This window comes from Alistipes sp. cv1 (assembly GCF_900240235.1).
Classification (GTDB): domain Bacteria; phylum Bacteroidota; class Bacteroidia; order Bacteroidales; family Rikenellaceae; genus Alistipes_A; species Alistipes_A hominis.
This window is the reverse complement of sequence record NZ_OEPW01000006.1, coordinates 86,840-109,323: the sequence shown is the minus strand read 5'-3', so window position 1 is coordinate 109,323 and position 22,484 is coordinate 86,840. Positions and strand designations below refer to the sequence as shown.

Here is a 22,484-nt window from a genome sequence, read left to right as displayed (position 1 = left end):
AATCATGGGAAATCCGAAAGCATTTTTGACCATAGGTCGTAAAGAGGCGGGGTACCGCCCGTTGCACGACCGGATATACGATTATGCCGAAGTCGAGCAGACGCTCAATATCGAAGACCGCCGCCTGCAGGCTTCGCGCTGCATGGACTGCGGGGTGCCGTTTTGCCACTGGGCCTGTCCGCTGGGTAACCGCCAGGGCGAATGGCAGGATCTGGCCTGGCGCGGTCGCTGGGAGGAGGCTTACCGTTCGCTGGCCGAGACGGACGACTTCCCTGAGTTTACCGGGCGCGTGTGTCCGGCGTTGTGCGAAAAATCCTGCGTACTGAAACTGCACGACGCACCGGTGACTATCCGGGAAAATGAAGTGTCGATCGTGGAACGTGCTTTTGCCGAAGGGTACGTTACGGCGCGCCCGCCGCGCAGGCGTACCGGAAAGCGGGTGGCGGTCGTCGGATCGGGACCTTCGGGACTGGCTTGCGCGAACAGGCTGAACCGGCGCGGGCACCGTGTAACGGTGTTCGAAAAAAATGAGTTTATCGGCGGACTGTTGCGGTTGGGGATTCCGGACTTCAAACTCGGTAAGAAAATTATCGACCGGAGATTGAAGCTGCTGGCTGAGGAGGGGATCGAGTTTAAACCTTCTGTTTGTGTAGGTAAAGATTTTAAAACTAAAGAATTACTCGAAAAGTTCGATGCCGTTTGCGTGACGATCGGCGCCGGGGTGCCGCGAGATCTTCCGGTGGAGGGGCGCGACCTGAAAGGGGTGTATTTCGCGCTGGAGCTGTTGCAACAGCAAAATCGGGTGAATGCCGGCGCACAGATTCCGCAGAACGAGCGGATTTCCGCACAGGGAAAACGGGTATTGGTGATCGGCGGCGGCGATACCGGATCGGATTGTGTCGGCACGTCCATCCGTCAAGGCGCCGTCGGGGTTACCCAGATCGAGATCATGCCCAAGCCGCCGGTAGGCAGCAATCCGGATACTCCGTGGCCGATGTATCCGCAGGTGTTGAAAACCTCCTCGTCGCATGAGGAAGGCTGCGAACGCCGTTGGAACCTCGCAACGAACCGCTTTATCGGGAAAGACGGCGTGCTGATCGGCGTCGAGACCGAACGCGTCGAATGGGAAAAGGACGATGCGGGAAAGATGACGCTGAAACATACCGGGGAAACGGAGGTCATAGAGGCCGATATCGTATTGCTGGCGATGGGATTCGTTCATCCCGAACTCGACGGGCTGGTCGGCGATCTGGGAGTCGGGCTCGATGCGCGCAAGAACATTGCGGTCGACGATGCGAACAGAACTACGGTCGGAAAAGTTTTTGCCGCCGGGGATGCCTCTATGGGCGCATCGTTGGTTGTCCGCGCGATCGCGTCGGGGCGCAGGGCCGCCGAAAACATCGACCGATTCCTGAAAGGACAGTAATCTTGTGCAGTGTCCGCAATAAAAAACCGGCCGGGATACGGTCGGTTTTTTATTTTCGGTTGACGGGACTCCGGTCGTAGCGAAGTCTCCTGCAGTCAAAAGCGCGGCCGAAGGGTTTACTGTTGCGGAGCCAGAATGACGTTATACGTTTTTTTTAGCCATACGCGGTAACGAATCCGTCTGTCCCAGGTGTTGCCGGCCGAAGCGAAATCGCAGAACCGGATCTGCCTGGGTTTATAAAAATCGCCTTCCAGGTCGGTACCCAGCACCAGCGGGGCCGTATAGACCATCCACATCTTTTCGGGTTTGTCCGCTTCCGTTACGGGCATCAGTTCCACATAGCCGTCTGCATTGGCTTGGATGACGGAGGCTTCGTCCACGAATCCGTCGTCGAACCGGGAATCCCGCGCCAGAACGATCGGCCCGCGCTCGATAGCCTGATAACCGTTCAGTTCGACGAGCCGTCCGCGCATATCCAGATTTACGGAAATCTTGTCGCCCGGTTCCCAGCGTCTTCTGACGGTGACGTAGGTTCCGGGCCGGACGTCTCCGATCGATTCGCCGTTCACGGCGACCCGGCTGACCTTGCTCCAGGCGGGAATTCGCACGGCGACTGCGAATTCGAGGTTCCTCGGCGCGTTCACGGCGATTTCGATGTCGCCATCTTCGGGATAGGCGGTCGTCTGTTCCAGCGAGATTTCGTTTTTACCCAACGAAGCTTTGGTGGTCGACGGACCGTACAGGTTGACGAACAGACTGTCGTTGCTGGAAAGGACGGCAGCGGTCGGGATCATCGCGAATGCCCGCGGACCGTTCGAATTGCAGCAGTTCACATGCATGCCGCACTGATGTTCGCCGGCCGAACGCACGCCTTCGAGCGGACTGTATTTGGCGATTTGCCCGGCGTCCTCTTTCAGCGCTGCGAGCAGCGCGTTGTACGTCGTTTTTTCGATTTGGTCGGCATAAAGCGGATTTTTGGTCAAATCGAGCAGGTTTTGGCAGAGCTTCATCCATGTCATCGTAACGCAGGTTTCCATCGTATGGTAAGCCGGGTCGGTCTGCAGCCGTTTCCCGTGATAGAAACATTCGAATGCGCTGCCCGAGCCGGCGATATTGATCTCCTCGTCGATGATGTTCCGCACGGTCGCCTCGACGGCCTCCAGGTAGTCGGGATTTTTCGTGATCTTGTACAGTTCGAGCAGACCGTCGTAACAAGACATCATTTCATAGGCTTTTTGCCCGTTGTCCCACGAACACCAGGTTTCCCAGCCGCTTTTGAACGGGAAGCGCTCCGCCACCGGAACCCCGGCCAGCGCTTTGCCGATCAACTGCGGACCTTTGTCGGTTTCCCAACGGCCGACGATGTATTTGGCGAAGTCGAGGTACTTGCCGTTCCCCGTACGGTTATATAGATAGACGATCGGTTCGAGGATCGAGCTGGGCGGCAGTCCCCGGTAGATGCCGGCCATCTCGATCTCTTTTTTCGCCGGAATCACGGTCATCAGGCGGTCGGCCAGCTTGCAGGCTCCTTCGATCGCTTTTTTGTCTCCGGTCAGGTCGTAATAGGCAAGCAGACCGAGCAACGTGTATTTCTGCCCCCATACGTCCCAGTTGGTCAGTTGCGCTTCCGGCGCGTAATTGCCGATGTATCCGTCCTCGGACTGGGTCGAGAGCAGACCGCTCACGCCGTTGCCGATCTTCTGCAACAACTGCGGGTCGCGGTTGTATCGGTAGGCTCCGATGGCGCCGAGCGTCCATTTGCCCCAGAATTCGGATTGCCAGCGGTTAGTCTCGTTCCGTTGCCGGAACGGGGCGACCAGTAGGTTTTCGTCCTCGCTCATCACGCGGACGCGGATGCAGGCGTCGATGCGTCCGCCGAGGTAGCCGTCGACGTGGGTCTGAACGGTCGGCTCCGGCGCTCTTTTGAAAGTCGCGGAGGGCTTGCGCGCCGCAGCGGTTTCCCCGACGATCAGCAGGGATAATAGCGCGGCGGATATCACTTTACGTTTCATATCGTTAAGTTTTGGGTTTGAATTGATTTGATAAAGGTATGAAAAAAAAACGATACCGGACGGTGCCGGTATCGTTTTCGGGTATATGCGCGGCGTTTCGTACCGGATTTATCGAAGGTGCGGGTTGAGATTTCCCCATTCGGATACCGGCGGCAGAATACCCATGCCGATCACCTCGTCGCGCAGCTTGACCAAGTGCAGATAGCTGGCGTGCAGCGATTCGGTCTCCCCGGCTGTGCCGTGCGGGACTTTATAGCGCACGCCGTCGCGGTCGATCGTGGTCTCCATCGCCATCATGACCGGCCCCTGATCGCCGTCCGGGACGTAGACGCCGGCCGGCCAACGGAACGGAGTTCCGCCCATGGCCGCGCGGATCATTTCGATCGACAGGTAGGCGGGACTTTGGAACGAAGAACGTCCGCGCAGTTCGATGATACGCTTGCCGCCCTGAATCACGTGCTGCCGCAGGGCGGCCCATTGTTCGTCGGTCAGCGCCGCCGTGCCGATCAGTTCGGTCAGCGGTTTGCCGTCCACTTTCGCGGTGGAAGCGAATACGGCCATCTGTTCGCCGTGTCCTCCGTAAGTGCGCGAACCGGTTACCCGGTCTTGCGCGATGCCGAAATGCTGCGCCAGCGCGATTTGCAGCCGCGTGCTGTCCAGTGCGGCCAGCGTGCTGACCTGCGAAGGCTTCAAGCCGGAGTAGAGCAGCGTAATCAGTCCGGTAATGTCGGCCGGATTAAACACCACGACCACATGCTTCACGTCGGGACAATAGTTGCGGAGGTCTTTGCCGAACTGCGCGGCGATCTCGGCGTTGCCTTTCAGCAGGTCTTCGCGCGTCATGCCCGCTTTGCGGGCGGCCCCGCCCGAAGAAACGACGTATCCCGCTCCGTCGAGCGCTTTGCGGATATCGCTGGTATAGGTTAGGTTGACGCCCTCGAATCCGCAGTGGTACATCTCTTCGGCGACTCCTTCCAATGCCGGGGCATAGGGGTCGTAGGCGCAGATGTTCGGGGTCAGTCCCATCATGATCGCGGTTTGCACCATGTTCGAGCCGATCATCCCGGCCGCTCCGACGATGGTCAGTTTTTCGTTTGTCAGAAATTTCATATCGATTCGGTTTTAGAGTTTCATAACATAAAAGTAGTTTTTTCAGCGGATCAATAGTCATGCAAAATTCTTATTTCCGATAACGAATCGGAATGGTTGTTATGTAAGTATCTGCATTCCAAAGCTTTGTATAGCGAAAAAAGTTGCCGAACCATGTCGGCAACTTCGCTTATTATCTAACCGGAACGGTCGTTTTGCCTGCGGAGGGATTACAGGAAGGCTTTCACGTCGGTTACGATCTCGCCGTCGAACAGGTCGATCGTGCGCGATGCGTAGGAGGAGTCGTGCTGCGAGTGGGTTACCATTACGACGGTCGTGCCCTCCTTGTTCAGTTCGGTCAGCAGATCCATGACCTCTTTGCCGTTCTTCGAGTCGAGGTTGCCGGTGGGCTCATCGGCGAGGATCAGCTTCGGGTTCGAAACGACGGCGCGGGCGATGGCGACGCGCTGCTGCTGACCTCCGGAAAGCTGTTGGGGAAAGTGGCGGGCGCGGTGGCTGATATTCATCCGGTCGAGGATCTCGTTGACCATTTTTTTGCGCTGGGCGGCTTTGACGCGCAGGTAGATCAAAGGCAGCTCGACGTTCTCGTAGACGTTCAGTTCGTCGATCAGGTTGAAACTTTGGAAAACGAAACCGATTTTGCCTTTGCGGTACAGCGTGCGATCTTTTTCCTTCAGGGTTCCGACTTCCTTTCCGAGCAGGTAGTATTTGCCCGACGTAGGGTTGTCCAGCAGCCCGAGGATGTTCAACAGCGTCGATTTGCCGCAACCGGACGGCCCCATGACCGCAATGAATTCGCCTTCGGTGACTTCGAACGAAACCTTGTTCAGAGCGATGGTTTCGATCTCTTCCGTACGGAAGCTCTTGCTCAGTTCTTCAACTTTCAACATAGCAGTAATTTTTAAAAAGAATGAATGATTATGAATGTTCGGAAAATAATTAATGTTTTTTCAACGACCGGGCGGGATTGTCCGTGGCGGCCCGGTACGTCTGGATCAGTACGGTGGCGACGGTGGTTCCCAGCACGATCGCCAGCGCCGCGAAATAAATCCAGATTTCGACCGGAGCTTTGTAGGCGAAGTTTTCGAGCCACCGGTCGACGATGCAGTAAGCTATCGGTACGGCGACAACGAAACACGCCAGTACGATGCGCACGTAAATTTTGTTGAACATCCGGAGGATCTCGCCGACAGTCGCGCCGTGGATCTTCCGAATCCCGATCTCTTTGCGACGGTACTGGGTTTCGAACAGCACGAGGCCGAATACCCCTACGATCGAGATCAAGATCGACAGCAGGCTGAACAAGGTGAGTAAATTCGACAGTTTTTGTTCTTTGTAGTATTGATTTCCGATCTCTTCGTCCATGAATCTAATGTCGAGCTGGCTGTCCGGAACCAGCTCTTTGACGGATTTCCTGATGAAATCCGCGACGGCGGGAATATCCGTTCCGTTGGTCTTGACGAACAGATAGCGCAGCGGAGTCCACGCGCCCCATTCGGTTGTCCCGAACGCGACGAATGCGAACGGATTGATGCCGTATTGCAGCGGTTGAAAATTGAAATCTCTGGCGATGCCTACGATATTTGTTCCGTCCTCCATCTTTTCGCCGACTGTGATGCTGTCTTTCCGCTGAGACGTTTCGTTGAATATTTGAGATATTTCCGGTTTTAAATCATCGTTTTCGTTGAAATCGCGTCCGTCCGTAATCCGGATTCCCATGAAACGTAAAAAATTCGAAGCTACCGGATAGGCGTCATAAGTAATGCCTTTTCCTTTGTAACTACGTCCCCAGCGCATCCGTCCTTTTGCGACAAACGGTCCGGCGGCGAAAGTCACGTCCGTGATGGCGGGATTGCTCGTCAGCTTGTCGGCCAGGGTTTTTCTTTTGTCGGCTATTTCACGGGGCACCCATGTGGTCAGGATATTTTCACGTTGGAACCCCATATCGGATTTTTGCATGTAACGGTTTTGTCTGTGTATCGACAGTGTGACGATGATCAATGTGATCGATATCGCGTACTGTACCGATATCAGTACCGTGCGCAAACGGCGTCCTTTCGGGGTAAGCCCGAAAACGCCTTTCACTACGAGCGCCGGAGCGAACGAGGTGCTGTAAAAAGCCGGGTATATTCCGGACAGGATTCCGGTCGCGACGGCGATAAGCGCCGTGCCCCACAGAATCGGCATATCGGCTCCGACGTCGCACGGGGCGCTGATGTCGGATGCCAGCGGCGTTCCGGAGAATGCATGAACGATCAGCAGCGCAACGAAAAACGAGACGACCGCGAGTCCCGCCGATTCCGCAATCATGTTCCGTCGGATGGCGGCGTTCGATCCGCCCAGCACTTTCTGGACGTTGATGCTGCGGATACGGGTCGGAATAAGCGAAGTGGAGAAATTGACGAAGTTGATCATAGCGATCAGGATAATCAGAACGCCGATACTCATCAGGGAGTAGACCGTCGCGCGGTTGCCCGTATCCGTCGGACTGTAGCTGACGCTTTGTGTAAAATGGGTTTCGGTGATCGGAGTGAGCCGGAAAAAGTTGTCCGGAACCGAATTTCCCGTACCGACGAACTCCTGATACTTTTTGTTCATGGCCTGCATGACTTGCTCGGCATTTTCCCTTGCGTTCAGCCGGATGTAATAGACGTAATTCCAGTTGTTGCCGTTGCCGGCATTTTCCTGGCCGATAAACCGGACGATGCTGTTGGATCTTATCGTCGCGTTTTGCGGAAAGTTTTTATAAACTCCGACGATCTCTACCGGGTGCTCCGTGTCCTTGTCGAAAATAAGGCTGCGTCCGACCGGGTTTTGGTCGCCGTAAATCGCTGTGGCGACCTGTTCCGAGATCAATACCGTCCCGGATTCCGAAAAACGCTGCGGACTGCCGTGAACGAATTCGAATTCCAATATATCCAGCGCGTCGGGTTCGGCGGTATAAAAGTGGAAAGGGCCCTGACGGGAGTCTTTCCCGAGACTCTGGTCGTAGATGTCGAGCTGTTGATAACTTTGGATCAGTCCCGTTTTTTCGATTTCGGGTTCTGCTGCGAACACCTTTTCCGCCACCAGGCGGGAGGTGTTGGCGCTATACTTTCCGTTTTCGGTCATTGCCTGATTTTCGACCCGGAATATCCGATCCGCATTTTTGTAATGCCGGTCGAACGACAGATCGTATTTTACCTGCGTCATGATAATCATGAACGAGGCGAATGCGATACTCAACCCAATGACGTTGAGCAGCGAAGCGATTTTGTATTTTTTCAGTACGTGGAAGAAATTTTTCAAAGGTGTCATGATTGGCAAGCGTTTGTAGTTTGGTTATTCGGTTTTAATCGATTTTATAGGATTGTCCGTCGCTGTTTTGTAGCAGCGAAGCGTGATGATCGCGACGACGACGCTTAGTACGACGACCAGCGCGGCGAGGAAGATCCAACTATGGATCGGCGTTCGGTAAGCGAAATTTTCGAGCCATCGTTTTACTCCGTAATAAGCGACCGGTGTCGCGACAACGAAGCAGGCCAGTACGATCCGGACATAAGTGCCGTTAAATATTCGGAGGATTTCGCCGACGGTCGCGCCGTGGATTTTCCGGATGCCGATCTCCTTACGCCGGTACTGTGTTTCGAACAGCACGAGACCGAATACGCCGACGACCGAGATCAGCATCGACAGTAGGCTGAACAGCAAAATCAGGGTCGAGAGGTTCCGTTCTTTCTGATACAGTTGTCCGATTGAATCGTCCAGAAATACGAGATTTTCTTCCGCATCCGGATCGAATTCTTGTATGGTTTCCCGGATAAACTTCAAGGTGGCGGAAAGATTCGCCGGGTTGACTTTAACGTACAGGGTGCCTGTCTGCCAGCTCTTCGCAATCGGATGGTCGCCGAATACGGCGAAAGCGATCGGTTCGATACCGTATTGCAGCGGCTTGAAGTTGAAATCCCGGGCGATGCCTGCTATGTCCCACTCTCCGAATCGTTCTCCGACTGTCAGTCCGTACTGGCGTTGGGCCGTTTGGTTGAATATGACGGTAAAGTTGGATTTCCGGTTGTCGTCCGCAATAAAGTCGCGTCCTTCCGTAATTCCGATTCCCATGAACGACAGGAAGTTCGGCGCTACCGGAAAAATATTCGGGGCAATCAGTTCCCCTTTATACGTTTGACCCCAGCGGGATTTGTTGAGATCCACGATTTTTCCGCTGGAGAACGTAACGTCGACGATTGCCGGATTGCTTTTCAGCTTGTCGGCGAACGCATCCTTTTGCGAGGCTATCCTGCTTCCGATCCACTGCTGGATCAAGATGTTGTCGCGCTCGAATCCCATATTGAACCGTTGCATGTAGCGGTTTTGAACGTAGATCGAAATGGAGAAAACAATCAGGACGATCGAAATGACGAATTGGAACGCGATGAGCAGCGTCCGCACGCGCTTTCCTTTCGGCGAAAGAGCAAAAGAGCCTTTGATCGCCAGGATTGGGGGCCGCGAAGTCGCGTAAAATGCAGGATAAATGCCCGATAGCAGACCGGTAACGATGGCGACGACGGCCGTTATCGCCAGGATTTGCAGATCGGATCCGATTTTTGTGCAACTCTCGATGAACGAGGCGTATGCGGAGCCAGCGAAGAGCTTTACGACGATCAGCGACAGAAGCAGCGAAAGGAGGGCGATCCCCATGACTTCCCCGATCAGGTTGCAGCGGATGGCTCCGTTGGTATTGCCAAACACTTTCTGTGTATTGATGCTGCGCAGGCGAACCGGCGTGAGCGCGATGGAAAAATTGACGAAATTGACGATGGCGATCCCGATGATCAGCACGGCGATGGCCAGTAACGACCAGACCGTTGTGCGACTACTTTTAGGAGTAGGATCGAACCGGACGTTTTTCAAATAATGGATTTCGGAGATCGGGCTCAGTCGGAAAACGGTCGAATCTTCTTTAATCTGTTTGAAGATATCGGAATGTTTGTTGACGTTCCACAGTTCCGCTTCGACTTTTCCCCTGTTTTGCGGAGCATTCAGCCGGATATAATAGACGTAGCTTTCGTTGTTGGCGTTAATATCCGCATCCCCGATAAAACGGACGATGCTGCCGGTTTCCACCGATCCGTTTTTCGGGAAATCTTTGTAGACTCCGATGATCTCCTGCGGGGCTTCGGTATCCAGCGCGAGGATCAGACTGCGCCCTACGGGATCTTCCGTTCCGTAGAGGGCGGTGGCGACCGTTTCGGAGATCAATACCGTGTTCGGTTCGCGAAAACGTTGCGCATTTCCCCGGACGTATTCGAATTCCAGTACGTCCAGCGCGCCGGGCTCGGCGGAATAGATGCGGAAAGGACCTTGCTGCGCGTTTTTTCCGGCATTTTTATCATAAACGGCAAGCTCCGGGCCGCCGGTGAACAAGCCTTGTCGTTCCACTTCGGGAATCGAACCCAACGGTTTTGCCATCGGCCGGCTTACCACCGCGTTATGGGCATTGCCGTCGAAAGAACGGGTTTCGAGCCTGAAAATCCGGTCTTTGTTTTTGTAATGCCGGTCGAACGAAAAGTCGTACTTCACCTGTGTCGTAATGATCGTGAACGAGGCGAAAGCTACCGATAGTCCGATGATGTTGAGTATGGCGGCGACTTTGTACTTTTTAAATGGCAAAATCAGGTTTTTCAGCGTATGCATAGCTTATTCGTTTTTCGTTATTCGGTTCGGATCGATTTTATAGGATTGTCCGTCGCGGTTTTGTAGCAGCGCAGCGTGATGACGGCGACGACGATAATCAGCACGATAGCCGGCGCCATGAGGAAGATCCAACTAGGGATCGGCGTTTTATAGGTGAAGCTTTCGAGCCATCGTTTTACGACGATATAGGCCGCAGGCGCCGCGACCGCAAAGCATATCAATACGATGCGGATGTAGGTTTTGTTAAACATCCGAAGAATTTCGCCGGTTTGGGAACCGTACACTTTGCGTAGAGCGATCTCCTTGCGCCGGCTGGAGGTTTCGAAATGGATGACTCCGAAAACCCCGGTGATCGCAAGCGATACCGACACCAGGCTGAACAGGAAAATCATTTCCGAAAGGTTTCGTTCCTTCTGATATAGGTTGCCCAGTTGTTCTTCCATGAATTTTACGTCGGGAACCTGCCTCTGCGGACTGAGTGTCCGGTAGGCTTCCCTGATGAAAGCGATAGCCGGTCCGGGATCGGGATTGTTTATTTTGACGTACATGCAGTACAACGGCGACGAACGATCGTATACGATCAGAGCTATCGGTTCGATGGAGTAATGCAACGGTTTATCGTGGTAATCTTCGACGATGCCGACGATTTCTCCGGAATGTTCCAGCCAGTCGGGGACGGTTATGTCATAAAGTTTTTTTGCCGTTCGGTTGAAAATAAGGGCGGGAGCGTCCCTCTGCTGGTCGGTCTCCGTGAAATCCCGTCCTTCGACCAGGTGCATTCCCATGAAAGAACAAAAATTCGGCGCAACCCCCATGAGTCGGAAACCGATTTCATCGTTTTTATAAAGGCGGTTGCAAAACGTTCCGCCTTTGCTGACGATAAAAGTGCGGCTGAGGGTTACGTCGGCGATGTCCGGATTGCTTTTCAGCTTATGGATCAACGGGTCGGCCGATCTGCCCGCTAACGGGCCCAGATCGAACGTTACGATATTTTCGCGCGGCAACCCGATGTCGAATTGTCGAATATAGCGGTTTTGAATATGAACCGCCAGCGCAACGATAATTAGTATCATCGAGATGGAGAACTGAACCGCAATAAGGACGACGCGTAGTTTTTTACCCGGCCGGGAGACGGAGAACGTCCCCTTCAGCGCCAGGGCGGGTTGCAAGGATGTAATGTAAAAAGCGGGATAGATTCCTGCGATAAAACCGGTCAGCAGTGCGATTCCCGCAGAAATCGAGATCAGGCCGGGATAGTCGCCGGGCGAGATTCCTCCGGTAATCAGCGAAGATAGATTCGTTTCTTCCAGTGCGTGAACGGTGAGTACGGCCAGCAGGAACGAGACTGCCGTCAGGCAGACCGCTTCGGCGATCAGATTGATCCGCAACTGCCGGGAGCGGCATCCGAATACTTTTTGCGTATTGATACTGCGCATGCGCGCCGGAGCCTGTGCGATCGTGAAATTAATGAAGTTGATAACCGCGATCAGCAGGATCAGCAGGGCAACCGTCAGCAGCGAATAGGTGGTGTTGCGGTTTCCCCCTTCCTGGGAGATCGTTTCGTTGAAGAAATAGAGGTCGTTCAATCCGACGAGCCGTAGCCGTTGGCTTCTTGTCGAGTCTTCGTCATACGTTTTCGCATAATTCCATACGAGGGGTAGCAGATCCTGTTCGATTCGGCGGATGTCGGCATTCTGTTTTACCCGGACGAAATAAGGGGTCGAACAGTTGTTGAAATCTTGGAGCAGCCGCTCCTTCAGGTCGGTATAGACATCGTTTTTCAACGAGGCGTTTTTCGGAAAATCACGGTATACGGCGACGATCGTAAATTGGGCGGCCTCCCGGTATCCTTCCGACTTGGCAATGGTTTGCCCGACCGGGTTTTCGCTGCCGAAAAGCTTTACGGCCAGCGAATGGGGAATAATCGCCGCGTTGGGTTCGGAAAAGGCGTTTAGGTCGCCGGAAAGCGTTTCGAATCCGAAGACATCCAACCAGGATCGCGAAACGAGCGAAAAACCGGCGGCGATAGCCGACTCCGGCCCTCGTTCGGGCCGAAAGAACGGAACGTTGGGATCTCCGTGTTGATACGATAGGCATCCGCCCGTTTCGATTCCGGCTGATGACCGGAGCAGTTTTTCGGCCAGCGGCCGGGGCAGCACGGTGCCCAGATCGCCGGATTGCGGTACTTGAAAACAGAGCCCGTATATCCGGTTGGCATTCGGGTAGCATCGGTCGTATCCGAGTTCATACCATACCTGCATCATGATGAGCATGAACGAAGCGAACGCAACGGTAAGTCCGGCTATGTTCAGCAGGGCGGCTGTTTTGTTCCGGGTGAACAGGTTGACTAAGTTTCGTAACAAGATTTTCATGACTTTGTATCGTTTTGTGATAATTATTCTTTCCGGATCGAGTCGGCCGGGTTTTCACGGGCGGTACGGTAGCACAATAGCGAAATGGTCGCGACGGTAATCGACAGCACGAGCGATAGGGCCGTGCCGAATATCCACGGATCGATCGGAGTCCGGTAAGCGAACCGTTCCAGCCACTTGTCGCCCGCGTACCACGTTATCGGCGTCGCGACGGCGAAACAGATCAGAATTATCCGTATGTATCCGGCATTGAACATGCGCAGGATTTCTCCTGAGGTGGCGCCGTGTACTTTCCGCAGCCCGATCTCTTTGCGGCGGTACTGCATGTCGAACAGCACGAGGCCGAAGACTCCGACGACCGATATGAGGATCGACAGCAGGCTGAACAGGGCGATCTGTTTCGAAAAAAGGGCTTCTTTCCGATACAGGTTGCCGATCGCTTGATCCATGAAAACGATGTCCTGAGCCCGGTTTCGGATGTCGAATTTCCCGCCCGTTTCCCGGATGTGCCCGATGACGGCCGCCAGATCGCCTCCGTTGACTTTCACGTAAACGACGTTCAGCGGAATGCAGTCATTGATTCCGAACAGGCAAAAGGCGGCCGGTTCGATCGCGTATTGCAACGGCTGGTAGTTGAAGTCCCGGACAATCCCTGCGATGTCGTCCCAGGCGGTGAAACCGTGGATCGTGCTGTTCGGTTCTATGCCGTATTTTCTTTCGGCCGTTTGATTGAAAATGAACGTATTGTTTTCTTTCAGACGGTCGGTTTCCCGGAAGTCGCGCCCTTCGGCAATCTCCATTCCCATGAACGACAAGAAATTGGACGCTACGCAATAGACGCAGAATTTGCTTGTTCGATTTTTGTAAACGGACGAAAGCCGCATCGGAGGGGTGCGGTCGACGAGTTGGCCGAACGAGAAGGTGACGTCAGCGATGGCGGGATGGCTTTTCAGCATGCCGGCGTATGCGTCCGGTTGTTCGCTCGTTTTCGACGATACGGTCGTTATCAGGATGTTTTGTTGCCGGAAGCCGAGATCGTGGCTTTTCAGAAACCTGTCTTGCCGGTGAATGAGCAGGGCCGCTGCGATAAAGCCGATAGTGACCATGAACTGTGTTGCAATCAGCACGGTGCGCAGCCGTTTCCCGGTACGGGTATTTCCGAAATTTCCCTGGATCGCGAGGGCCGGATTGAACGAGGTGCTGTAAAAAGCCGGGTAAAGTCCCGAAAGTATCCCGGTTGTCGAAGCGGCGGCCAGCGAGATCCAGATCGCAGCCGGATTCTCGCTCGGCGAAGCGATTCCGTTCAGCAGATTCGCCGACAGCGGAGACAGCCATTGTACGATGCACAGCGCCAGTAAAAATGCAACCAGCGTTGTCCCGACAGTTTCGGCGATCAGATTGCGCCGTAATACGGAAGTTTTGCATCCGAAAATCTTACGAGCGTTCAGGCTTCGTACGCGGGTCGGTATCAGTGCGATCGCGAAATTGACCGAATTGATGGCGGCGATCCCGAGAATCAGAATGGCGGCGGCGATCAGCGACAAGGTGGTCGCGCGACTGCCTTTTTCGTGGGAGTCGCTGATGCAGTCCGTCGCATAATATACGTCGTGCAGGTTATGGAGCCGGATACGTTTCGTCGAATCGCCGTCGGTCTCCCGGATTTTCCGGGTCAGATCGGCCTCTATTTTCGCTTTGTGTCCGGCATCGTTCGCCACGATATAATACATGATGTCGGAGATGGTAGTTTCGAGCGGACGAACCGTGTAGACATCGTTTTTTACGGATGAATTCTTCGGAAAATCCCGGTAAACGGCGACGATTTGTAGCGGTTTTTCGTAATTTTCCGGAATCAGCGTTTTGCCGACGGCGTCGCCGTCCGGAAAGGCCGTTTTTGCAAAACTTTCCGGAACGACGGCTGTGCCCGGTTCGGAAAGCCTGTCCGGATCTCCCCCGACATACCGGAAACCGAATACCTCCGGCCAGTTTTCCGTGACCTGTATGCACCGGATCGGAAACCGTGTCTCCGACTCGTCGAAAACATTGTTTGAAAACCATCTCAGTCCGCCTTCCCCTGCGATGTCCGGAACGGATGCGGTCATTTGTTCGACGGTCGAAAAGTCGTTGCCGATCCAGGGTGAAAAGACGGTGGCGTTGTCCGCTGCCGAACTGCGTTCGATCCGGAAAATCCGGTCGGCGTTTTCGTACTGCCGGTCATAGCCCAGGTCGTAGTCGACCTGCATGATGATTAGCATGAACGAGGCGAGCGCGACGGTCAGTCCTGCGAGGTTCAGCAGGGCGGCCGCTTTGTGATGCCGTAGCAGGTAGAGAAAGTTTTTAAAAAAAATCATCGGGTGATCTATTTGTGAAAGGTTACTCTTTTTTGATCGAATTGACCGGGTTTTCGTTGGCCGTTTTGCGGACTTTCAGGACGACGATCAGGTAAATTGCCCCGGCGATGCACGCTCCGCAGACGACGTAAATCCACAACGGGAGCGAAACTTTGTACGGGAACCGTTCCAGCCAGTTCCGGCTTTCCCAGTAGGCGAGTCCGAGCCCTGCGACGACGGCGCTGCAAACCGGATATTTCAAGTCGGAGACTATCAGGCGGCAAATGCTTGCCGCGGTCGCTCCGTTGACTTTACGGATCGCGATTTCTTTGCTGCGCCGGAGCACTTCGTCGTTGATGAAGCTGAACAGACCGATTGTCGTGATCAGCAGCGTGATGATCACTCCCACGCCGACCATGTTCCGAAAGAGCCTTTCGTCGTCGTAGGCCGACCGGATCACTTCGTCGTAAGCCGTTACGTGCACGTCTTTGTCGGGATGCAACGCTTTCAGCTTATCGGTCACGGCGGCGAGATGCTCCTGCGACAGGTCGGTCAGGCGGATATTGAGGAACGGCATCCCGCACCAGGTTTCGTCGCTGGCCGGGATAACCGGATGCAGCAACAACGGCCGGATCGTTTCGTGCAGCGACATGAAGTGAAAATCGGGGGTTACCCCGATGATTTCGGCCGGACTGCCGTAACCGCTGTAAAACGTTTTGCCGACCGGATTCCCGGTCAGGCCCAATTGCCGGACGAATTCTTCGTTGACGATCGCCCGGCTCCAGGTGTCGCCGTCGGCGAAATTCCGGCCGTATTTGAGCGGGATGCGCATCAGCGGCAGGTAGCCCGGATCGATCTCTTCCTCCCGGGTGAAAAACAGCGTGCTGTCGCCGCCGGCTTCCAACCGGACACCGGTGCCGGAACCGGGGCCGATCAAAGGATTTATGCCGAGTCCGACATGCTCTGCGAACGGCAGCGATAGCAACTCTGTTTTTGTCGTTTCGTATTGCTGTGCGCTCATTTCCTGCACGACGGCGCTGCATACCGTATTCGTTACGTCATACCCGGTTTCCATACGGGTCAGCATCCGATATTGGCGGACGACCGTGACGAGCAGCGCGAGCATAAGCGTTACGCCTGCGAACTGGACGAATAGCAGCAATTGTTTCCACAGCCGGTTGCTGGCGCGGTAACTCCCGAACGATACGGTGACCGGGATGCCCGAGAAAATATTGGCGGGCAGTATCCCGGCCAGCAGGAATACGGCGAGGATCGGCGGAGCCACTCGCAGCAGGTTGTACGTCGAGAATATCATTCCGGACGTCGGGCCGGTCATGTCCCGGATCGGATCTTGCAGCGCCAACAACAAGCAGACGGTCAGCAGGACGGATATGCCCAGCAACAATGCCGTTTCGCCGGATACGATGCCGAAAATATCACGGCGCTGCGCTCCGCAGCATTTGTGCATGGCCATCGTGCGCGCCCGGACCGGAAGCGAAGAGAAGTAAGTCAGCACGTAGTTCATCGCCGAAACGAACAGTACGGCGAATGCGAGCAGCGTCAGCGTGTTGAGCGTGTTCTGAACGTTCGGTTCGCCGACGTAAATCCGGGTCAGCGGGTTCAGAAAATAGTCGATTTTATACCCTCGTTCCGCAGAGGCTTTGTAATCGTAATATTTTTTGAGCGTTTCGGGGATCTTCCGCGCGACCGAATCGGCATCGGTACCCGAAACCAGCCTGACGTAACCGTGAAAACTGTCCCCGCCGCCCCAACCGAAGTAGTAATCCAATTTTTTGATATTTTCCAGGGCGAAAACGGCATCGTATTTCAGGTGCGTGTTTCGGGGCAGGTCTTCGAATACTCCGGCTATCCGGTACGTGTCGCCCCGTCCGGTTACGACTTGTCCTACCGGGTCGGTATTCCCGAAGATCAGCCGTGCGGTTTTACGGGACAGGAAAATATTGCCGGGATCCCGCAGCGCTTCCGACGGTACGCCGGACAGCACCGGAATCCGGAAGACGTTGAAGAACCCCGTATCCGCATAGGCCATTTCGAGCGGATAGGTCTGTTCGTTGCGGACAAAGGTCATTTTGATGGTTTCGCCCACGACTACCGTGCCTGCTGCGATTTCGGGGAGTTCGGCTTTCAGCGCCGGAATAACCGGGGCCCATATCAGCGTGGACACCCCTTTTTCGTCGTTGACACGGCTCTCCAGTCGGTAGACGTTTTCTCCTTCCGGAATGAAATTGTTGTAGGATTTTACGTAAACGACCTGTGTCAGGAAAATCGAACTGACGAAAAGTCCCAGCGTGATGGACGCCGTTTTGGCGAGGTTGTTCCCCCTGATTTTGAGCAGGTATTTGAAGGCATATAAAAATGTTTTCATGGAGAGGTTTTTTGTTATTCTTTTTTGATTGATCGGGCGGGATTTTCATTGGCTGCACGCCAGGTTCTGGCGGTGATCGTTGTTGCGATAATCAGGCATACGGCCGCTCCGCCGACAAAAAATATCCAAGCACTGAGAGGGGTCTTTACCGCGAATCGCTGTAACCAGCCGTTGCCGAGCCAGTAAGCCGTCGCCAGGCCGGTAATCAGTGCCAGAAGGGTCGTAACTTGTAGATCCCGCGTAATGAGCCGGATGATTTCGACCGCCGTGGCGCCGTTTACTTTTCGGATTGCAATCTCTTTGCTGCGGCGAGATATTTCGTCTTTCGTATAGCTGATAAGCCCGATCAGTGCGATCAGCAGCGTTATGATCACCCCGAGGATCACCGTGTTGCGCAGGCGTACTTCGTCGTTGTACCAGGCGCGGATCATTTCCCGGTACACGATTGGCGAAATATCGCTGCCGGGAAGTAGTTCCTGTAGCTTCCGCTCGACAGCGGACAGATTATCCCGGGTCAGTTCCGTGAATTTGATGGTCAGTACGTTTCCGGTCGAAGCCGGAAAAAGTACGATCGGCATCACGGCTCCCGATTCGCTGAGGGAATTGACATAGAAGTTTCGGGTAATGCCAGCGATCGTGTGCGGCGTGTTTAAGATTCCAGTGCCGGTCACTGTCTTGCCGACCGGGTTTCCGGTCAGTCTCGACTGCCTGACGAACTCTTCGTTGACGATGATCTGGTCGGCGGTAGAGAATTCGGTAAAATTCTTGCCGAATTTCATTTCGATCTCCATAGCGGGGATCAATTCCGGATCGATTTCCATCCAGCGGGTATGGAACAGGGTAAGCCGGGTCGAATCGTCGATTACCGCTTCTCCGGACATTCCTCTGAACGGCAGGCCCGAGCTGAAACAAAACGATTCGATTTCCGGGATCTGTCCGAGCCGCTGTTTCAGCAGAGCGGTTTTGCCCGGATCGGATTCTGAAAACGAAATGCATACCAGGTTTTTGTATTCGTATCCGAGATCTTTATTTAGCAGAGTGTTGTACTGTCGAATAACGATCAGCAGCAAAGCTATCAGCAAGGTCGTGCCGGCGAACTGAATAAACAACAACGTTTGTTTCCAGACGCGTTTGTTCAGTATATAATTGCGGAATGCCGCGGCGACTGGAATGCCCGAATAGATACGTGCCGTCACCATGTCTGCGAGCAGAAATAGTATCAATACGACAATCAGTGATTTAGATAGGTTTTCGAACGTAAACAACACGTTGAACGGAGTGACAACGATCTGCTGTATCGGTTGATGGAAAGCGAGAATCAGCAGGGCGGCCAGACCCGCTGAGACAAACAACAGCATGCCTGTTTCTCCGAGCATCATCCGGAAAACACCGGATGTGGTGCAGCCGTTGCATTTATGCATGGCCATCGTGCGCGCCCGTGTCGACAGCGATGAAATGGAAGCCAATGTGTAGTTCATTGCTGCGACGAACAGGATGATCAGGGCCAGCAGGGTTTTAAGGTAAAGTTGATGTTTGAGCTTCGGATTGTTCAGATGGATTTGCGTGATCGGGTAAAGGACGAATGTGACCGTCTCGCCGTCTTCGTCGATTTCGCCGGCATGTTGGATATATAGTTTTTTTATTTTCGCTCCGATAGCTACCGGATCTGTTCCGTCATTTATTTTTACATAATTGAGATAACGGGAGCCTCCGTTCCATCCGATGAAATACCCGCGTTCGGGGGCATTGCCGATCGGCATGACGGCGTCGAACGCGATTTCGCTGTTGCTTGGGAAATCCTCGAATACCCCGACAACCGTACAAGGGTCGGATTTTTTGTAGAAAATCGTCTGCCCGACCGGATCATCCCCTCCGAAAAGTTTTTCTGCACAGCTTTTCGAAATAAAGATATTGCCGTTTGAGGCGAAGCCGGTTGTCGGGTCGCCCTGCAACAGCCTGACGTTGAAGAAATCGAAAAAAAGAGAGTCTGCGAATATCATATTCGGAAATGTATATTGCCGCTCCCTGTAATGGAAAGGACTTGCACCGAGGTTGCAGAACATCGTTCCCGAAACGATTTCTGCAACTTCGTCGCGTACGGCGGGCAGCAGCGGATAGACCTGCGCCCGGTCTTGATCCTCTTCCCCGTTATATGCGTAGTGTGTGTAAATCTGGTAAATGCGGTCGGCATCCGGATAAAAACGGTCGAAAGAGGTGTCGAAAGCTACCTGCGACAGCAGAATAGCGCCTACGACCAGCCCGAGCGTCATGGACAGGATACGGATCAGGTTGTTGCCCCGGTTTCGGGTCAGGTACCGGAAAGTGTAGATCAGTCGCTTCATGCGGATTCTTCGGTTTGACAGTTTCTGTGTAATATGACGGGGCTATCGAAGGATCAGCACGTCGTTGTCGCCATAGGTTTCGTAACTCGAAACGATTACCTTTTCGTCCGGGTCGAGCCCTTCGGTCACTTCGTAGAACTGCGGATTTTGCCGTCCGATCTTGATTTTGCGTCGGAAAGCTTTTTTACCGTCTGCCGACAGGACGAATATCCAACTGCCTCCGGTGCTCTGGTAGAATGCCCCGCGCGGGATCAGCAGCGCTTGGACGGGTTGTCCGAGTTCGAGGTTGATGTAATAGGTCTGTCCCGACCAGATGTTGTCGGGGCGCTCGCCTTCGAAATGGAAATCGATCTTGAATTGTCCGCCCTGCACTTCCGGGTAGACCTTCGAGACTTTCAGACCGAATTCGACTCCCTGCCGTTCGAATTTGGCGTCCAGGCCGGGATGCACTTTATCGAGGTAGTGCTCGTCGGGCGTCGCTTGGATTTTAAAGTCGGAAAGGTCGTTGATTTGCCCGACTTTTTGACCCGCGCCGATCGACTGTCCCAGTTCGACGTTCAGTTGCACCAGTTCGCCGTCGATCGGAGACTTTACTTTCAGGTTTTCCACCCGCTGGCGGATCAACTCCATGTTTTTGTTCATGTTCTCAACGTTTTCTTTCAGGTGATCGATCTGTACGGTACGGGCCAGCGAATCCTGTTTCTGGCGTTCGATAATCAGTTCTCGACTGCGCTCGACCAGCTCGTAGTCTTCTTTGGCTTGCAGGTATTCCTCCCTGGCGATCAGCTTTTCGTTGTACAGCTTTTCTTTTTGTTGGTACTGCCGTTTTTTTCGCTGGATGTCGAGGTCGGTCGCGAATTGCTCTTTTTGCTGGTTCAGCCGATCCTGTTCCATCTGGATCTGTGCGTTCCGCAGGGCGTTCACCCGGTCGGCCAACTGGGACTCGCTTTCCAGTACCGAAGCGCTCAGGTTTTGGTTGCTCAGCGTCAGGATCACGTCTCCCTCTTTGACCGTGTTGCCCTCTTCGATGTTCCGCTTTTCGACCACGCCGCCCTCCAGCGGGGAGAGTTGCAGGATCGTGATCGGCTGCACGGTGCCGTTGACCCGGATATAATCGTTGAAAAGGTCGTTTCTGGCCGTCCCGACGGTGATCGTGCGGCTGTCGATCACCAGCGTCGAAGAGTGGTCGCCGAGAATCAGCCACAGGATGAAGAGGAGCAATACTCCTCCCAGGATGTAGGGAATATGTTTTTTCTTGAGACCTTTTTTTTGCTTGAGTTGGATGTCCATAGATGATTGTCGTTTTTATTGATTTTCGATTTCGGAGCGTGTTTAGTGAACCTGTTCGATCAGCGGGATTCCCTGGTAATAGCGGATCAGCCGGTATTGGATGACGTACTGCAGTTTGACGTCCAGCAGGTAGGATTTTGCCTGCTGCACCTGCGTGGCGCTGGTTTGCAGTTCGAGCGAACTGAGCAGCCCTTCGTCGTATTTACGCTGGACGGCCCGGTGCGCCAGCGTGGTCGCGCTGACCTGTTTGGCGGCTTGCAGGTACTCCTTGGCGAGTCCGTTGCAGCGGTCTACGGCTTGCTTGATCGAACTTTGCAGCGCACGCAGCGTTTCCGCGTTGTTTTGTTCGGTGATGCGAAGATTGTTCAGGTTCCGGTTGACGTTGGTACGCCGCGCCAGACCGTTGAAAATGGGGATGCTCAGCGTCGCCGAAATGTATCCGCCTCTTTTGTTTCGGAACTGGTAGCTGAACGGCGCCGGAGTGGACTGTTTATCGCTATAATAATTGGTATGGTACTCGGCCGACAGGCTGACCGACGGCAAGAGGCGTCCCCGGCTCATGGCATAGTTCAGCTTACTTTGCCGGAGTTGATAGTCCGCTATCCGGATCGACGGATGCAGAGTTCGCGCCGTGGCGAACACTTCGCTTGCGGATTCCTGCGGAACGTCGTCGATCATGTTGATCGCCGTGTCGATTCGTAGCGAGTCTTCCAGGGGGTAGTTCATGACGTTTTTCAGCAATGTCCATGCGTTGGTCAGGTTATTCTGCTGGTTGATCAGGTTGGCGTCGTTCGTGGCTACCTGCGCTTCGACCTGCGCTACGTCGGCGCTGCTTCGCAGTCCGAGCTTTTCGAGTTCGCGCGCTTTGAACAGGTTTTGGCCGCTCTCCTGCAGTTGTTCTTCCGCAATGGTGACCAGTCCCATGTAAAGAATCACGTTGAAATAGCGTTCCATCACCGACAGCGAGATATCGTCGTGTACCTGTTGTTGATACTCCTTGCCCAGTAGCCGTCCGATCTTGCTCGACCGGACGGCGTTGATCGTGGCGAATCCGTTGAAGATCGGCATCGACGCCGAGAGCGAATAGGCATTGTTAAACGAAGAGTTGTTGACGTAGACGTTGTCGTCGTTGATCGAACGGCCGAAATTGGGCGTAGCGCTCACGCTGCCGCTGATCGACGGCAGCATGTTCGCAATGGCGTTGATATAGTCCTGTTTGTAATTGTCGTTGCTGTATTGCTGCCGTTTGGCGCTCGGGCTGTTCGCGATGGCATATTGCATGCAGCGCTCCAGCGACCATGTTTCTCCCTGCGCGAACGAATATGTAAAGAAAACAGACAGTATAATGGTAAAAAGCGATTTTTTCATCGGCCGTTTGGTTTGTGTGTTTTATTATATAATAAAATACCAAAATCGTACCTTTCCCCGAAACCGTTTGTTTGTCAGGTTTTTGTCCGGTGTCTACTTTTGTTTGTGTGTCTATTTATTTTACACGGATGTCTTTTTTCTTGACAAATCCTGTCGGAAACCGGAAATATTGCTTTAT

Annotated in this window: 12 protein-coding genes; 1 reads left to right on the top strand and 11 read right to left on the bottom strand. The window is 54.0% G+C overall.

Annotated features, from left to right (window positions below; genetic code table 11):
• Positions 1 to 4 precede the first annotated feature (4 nt).
• Entirely contained in the window at positions 5 to 1,426 is a 1,422-nt protein-coding gene (locus tag C1A08_RS10355; protein WP_055205976.1) for a glutamate synthase subunit beta, read from the top strand.
• Positions 1,427 to 1,542: 116 nt separating this feature from the next.
• On the opposite strand, the gene C1A08_RS10350 is transcribed toward C1A08_RS10355, so the two are convergent.
• The 11 genes from C1A08_RS10350 to C1A08_RS10300 form a co-directional block, all read right to left on the bottom strand.
• Positions 1,543 to 3,438, bottom strand: coding sequence for a glycoside hydrolase family 127 protein (locus C1A08_RS10350; RefSeq protein WP_101573300.1), 1,896 nt, complete (start codon positions 3,436 to 3,438; stop codon positions 1,543 to 1,545).
• Between the two features lie 108 nt (positions 3,439 to 3,546).
• A complete protein-coding gene (locus C1A08_RS10345) occupies positions 3,547 to 4,548 on the bottom strand; it encodes a malate dehydrogenase (RefSeq protein WP_101573298.1) in 1,002 nt (333 codons plus the stop codon).
• A gap of 209 nt (positions 4,549 to 4,757) precedes the next feature.
• Positions 4,758 to 5,438: an ABC transporter ATP-binding protein gene (locus C1A08_RS10340; RefSeq protein ID WP_101573296.1), complete on the bottom strand. Its 681-nt coding sequence runs from the start codon at positions 5,436 to 5,438 to the stop codon at positions 4,758 to 4,760.
• Between the two features lie 49 nt (positions 5,439 to 5,487).
• Complete coding sequence (locus tag C1A08_RS10335) at positions 5,488 to 7,845, bottom strand: ABC transporter permease (protein WP_101573294.1); 2,358 nt, start codon at positions 7,843 to 7,845, stop codon at positions 5,488 to 5,490.
• A 24-nt stretch (positions 7,846 to 7,869) separates the two neighbouring features.
• Positions 7,870 to 10,221 (bottom strand): ABC transporter permease, encoded by a 2,352-nt coding sequence (locus C1A08_RS10330; protein WP_101573292.1) that lies wholly within the window; start codon positions 10,219 to 10,221, stop codon positions 7,870 to 7,872.
• A gap of 17 nt (positions 10,222 to 10,238) precedes the next feature.
• Complete coding sequence (locus C1A08_RS10325; protein ID WP_101573290.1) at positions 10,239 to 12,593, bottom strand: ABC transporter permease; 2,355 nt, start codon at positions 12,591 to 12,593, stop codon at positions 10,239 to 10,241.
• Between the two features lie 23 nt (positions 12,594 to 12,616).
• Positions 12,617 to 14,941, bottom strand: a complete 2,325-nt coding sequence (locus tag C1A08_RS10320) for an FtsX-like permease family protein (RefSeq protein ID WP_101573288.1) — start codon at positions 14,939 to 14,941, stop codon at positions 12,617 to 12,619.
• 22 nt (positions 14,942 to 14,963) lie between these two features.
• Positions 14,964 to 17,306, bottom strand: a complete 2,343-nt coding sequence (locus C1A08_RS10315) for an ABC transporter permease (RefSeq protein WP_101573285.1) — start codon at positions 17,304 to 17,306, stop codon at positions 14,964 to 14,966.
• A gap of 14 nt (positions 17,307 to 17,320) precedes the next feature.
• Positions 17,321 to 19,648, bottom strand: coding sequence for an ABC transporter permease (locus C1A08_RS10310; RefSeq protein ID WP_101573283.1), 2,328 nt, complete (start codon positions 19,646 to 19,648; stop codon positions 17,321 to 17,323).
• A gap of 42 nt (positions 19,649 to 19,690) precedes the next feature.
• Positions 19,691 to 20,938, bottom strand: a complete 1,248-nt coding sequence (locus C1A08_RS10305; RefSeq protein WP_101573281.1) for an efflux RND transporter periplasmic adaptor subunit — start codon at positions 20,936 to 20,938, stop codon at positions 19,691 to 19,693.
• 42 nt (positions 20,939 to 20,980) lie between these two features.
• The gene (locus C1A08_RS10300; RefSeq protein ID WP_101573279.1) at positions 20,981 to 22,306 is read right to left on the bottom strand and encodes a TolC family protein; all 1,326 of its coding nucleotides are present in this window, start codon (positions 22,304 to 22,306) and stop codon (positions 20,981 to 20,983) included.
• Positions 22,307 to 22,484 lie beyond the last annotated feature (178 nt).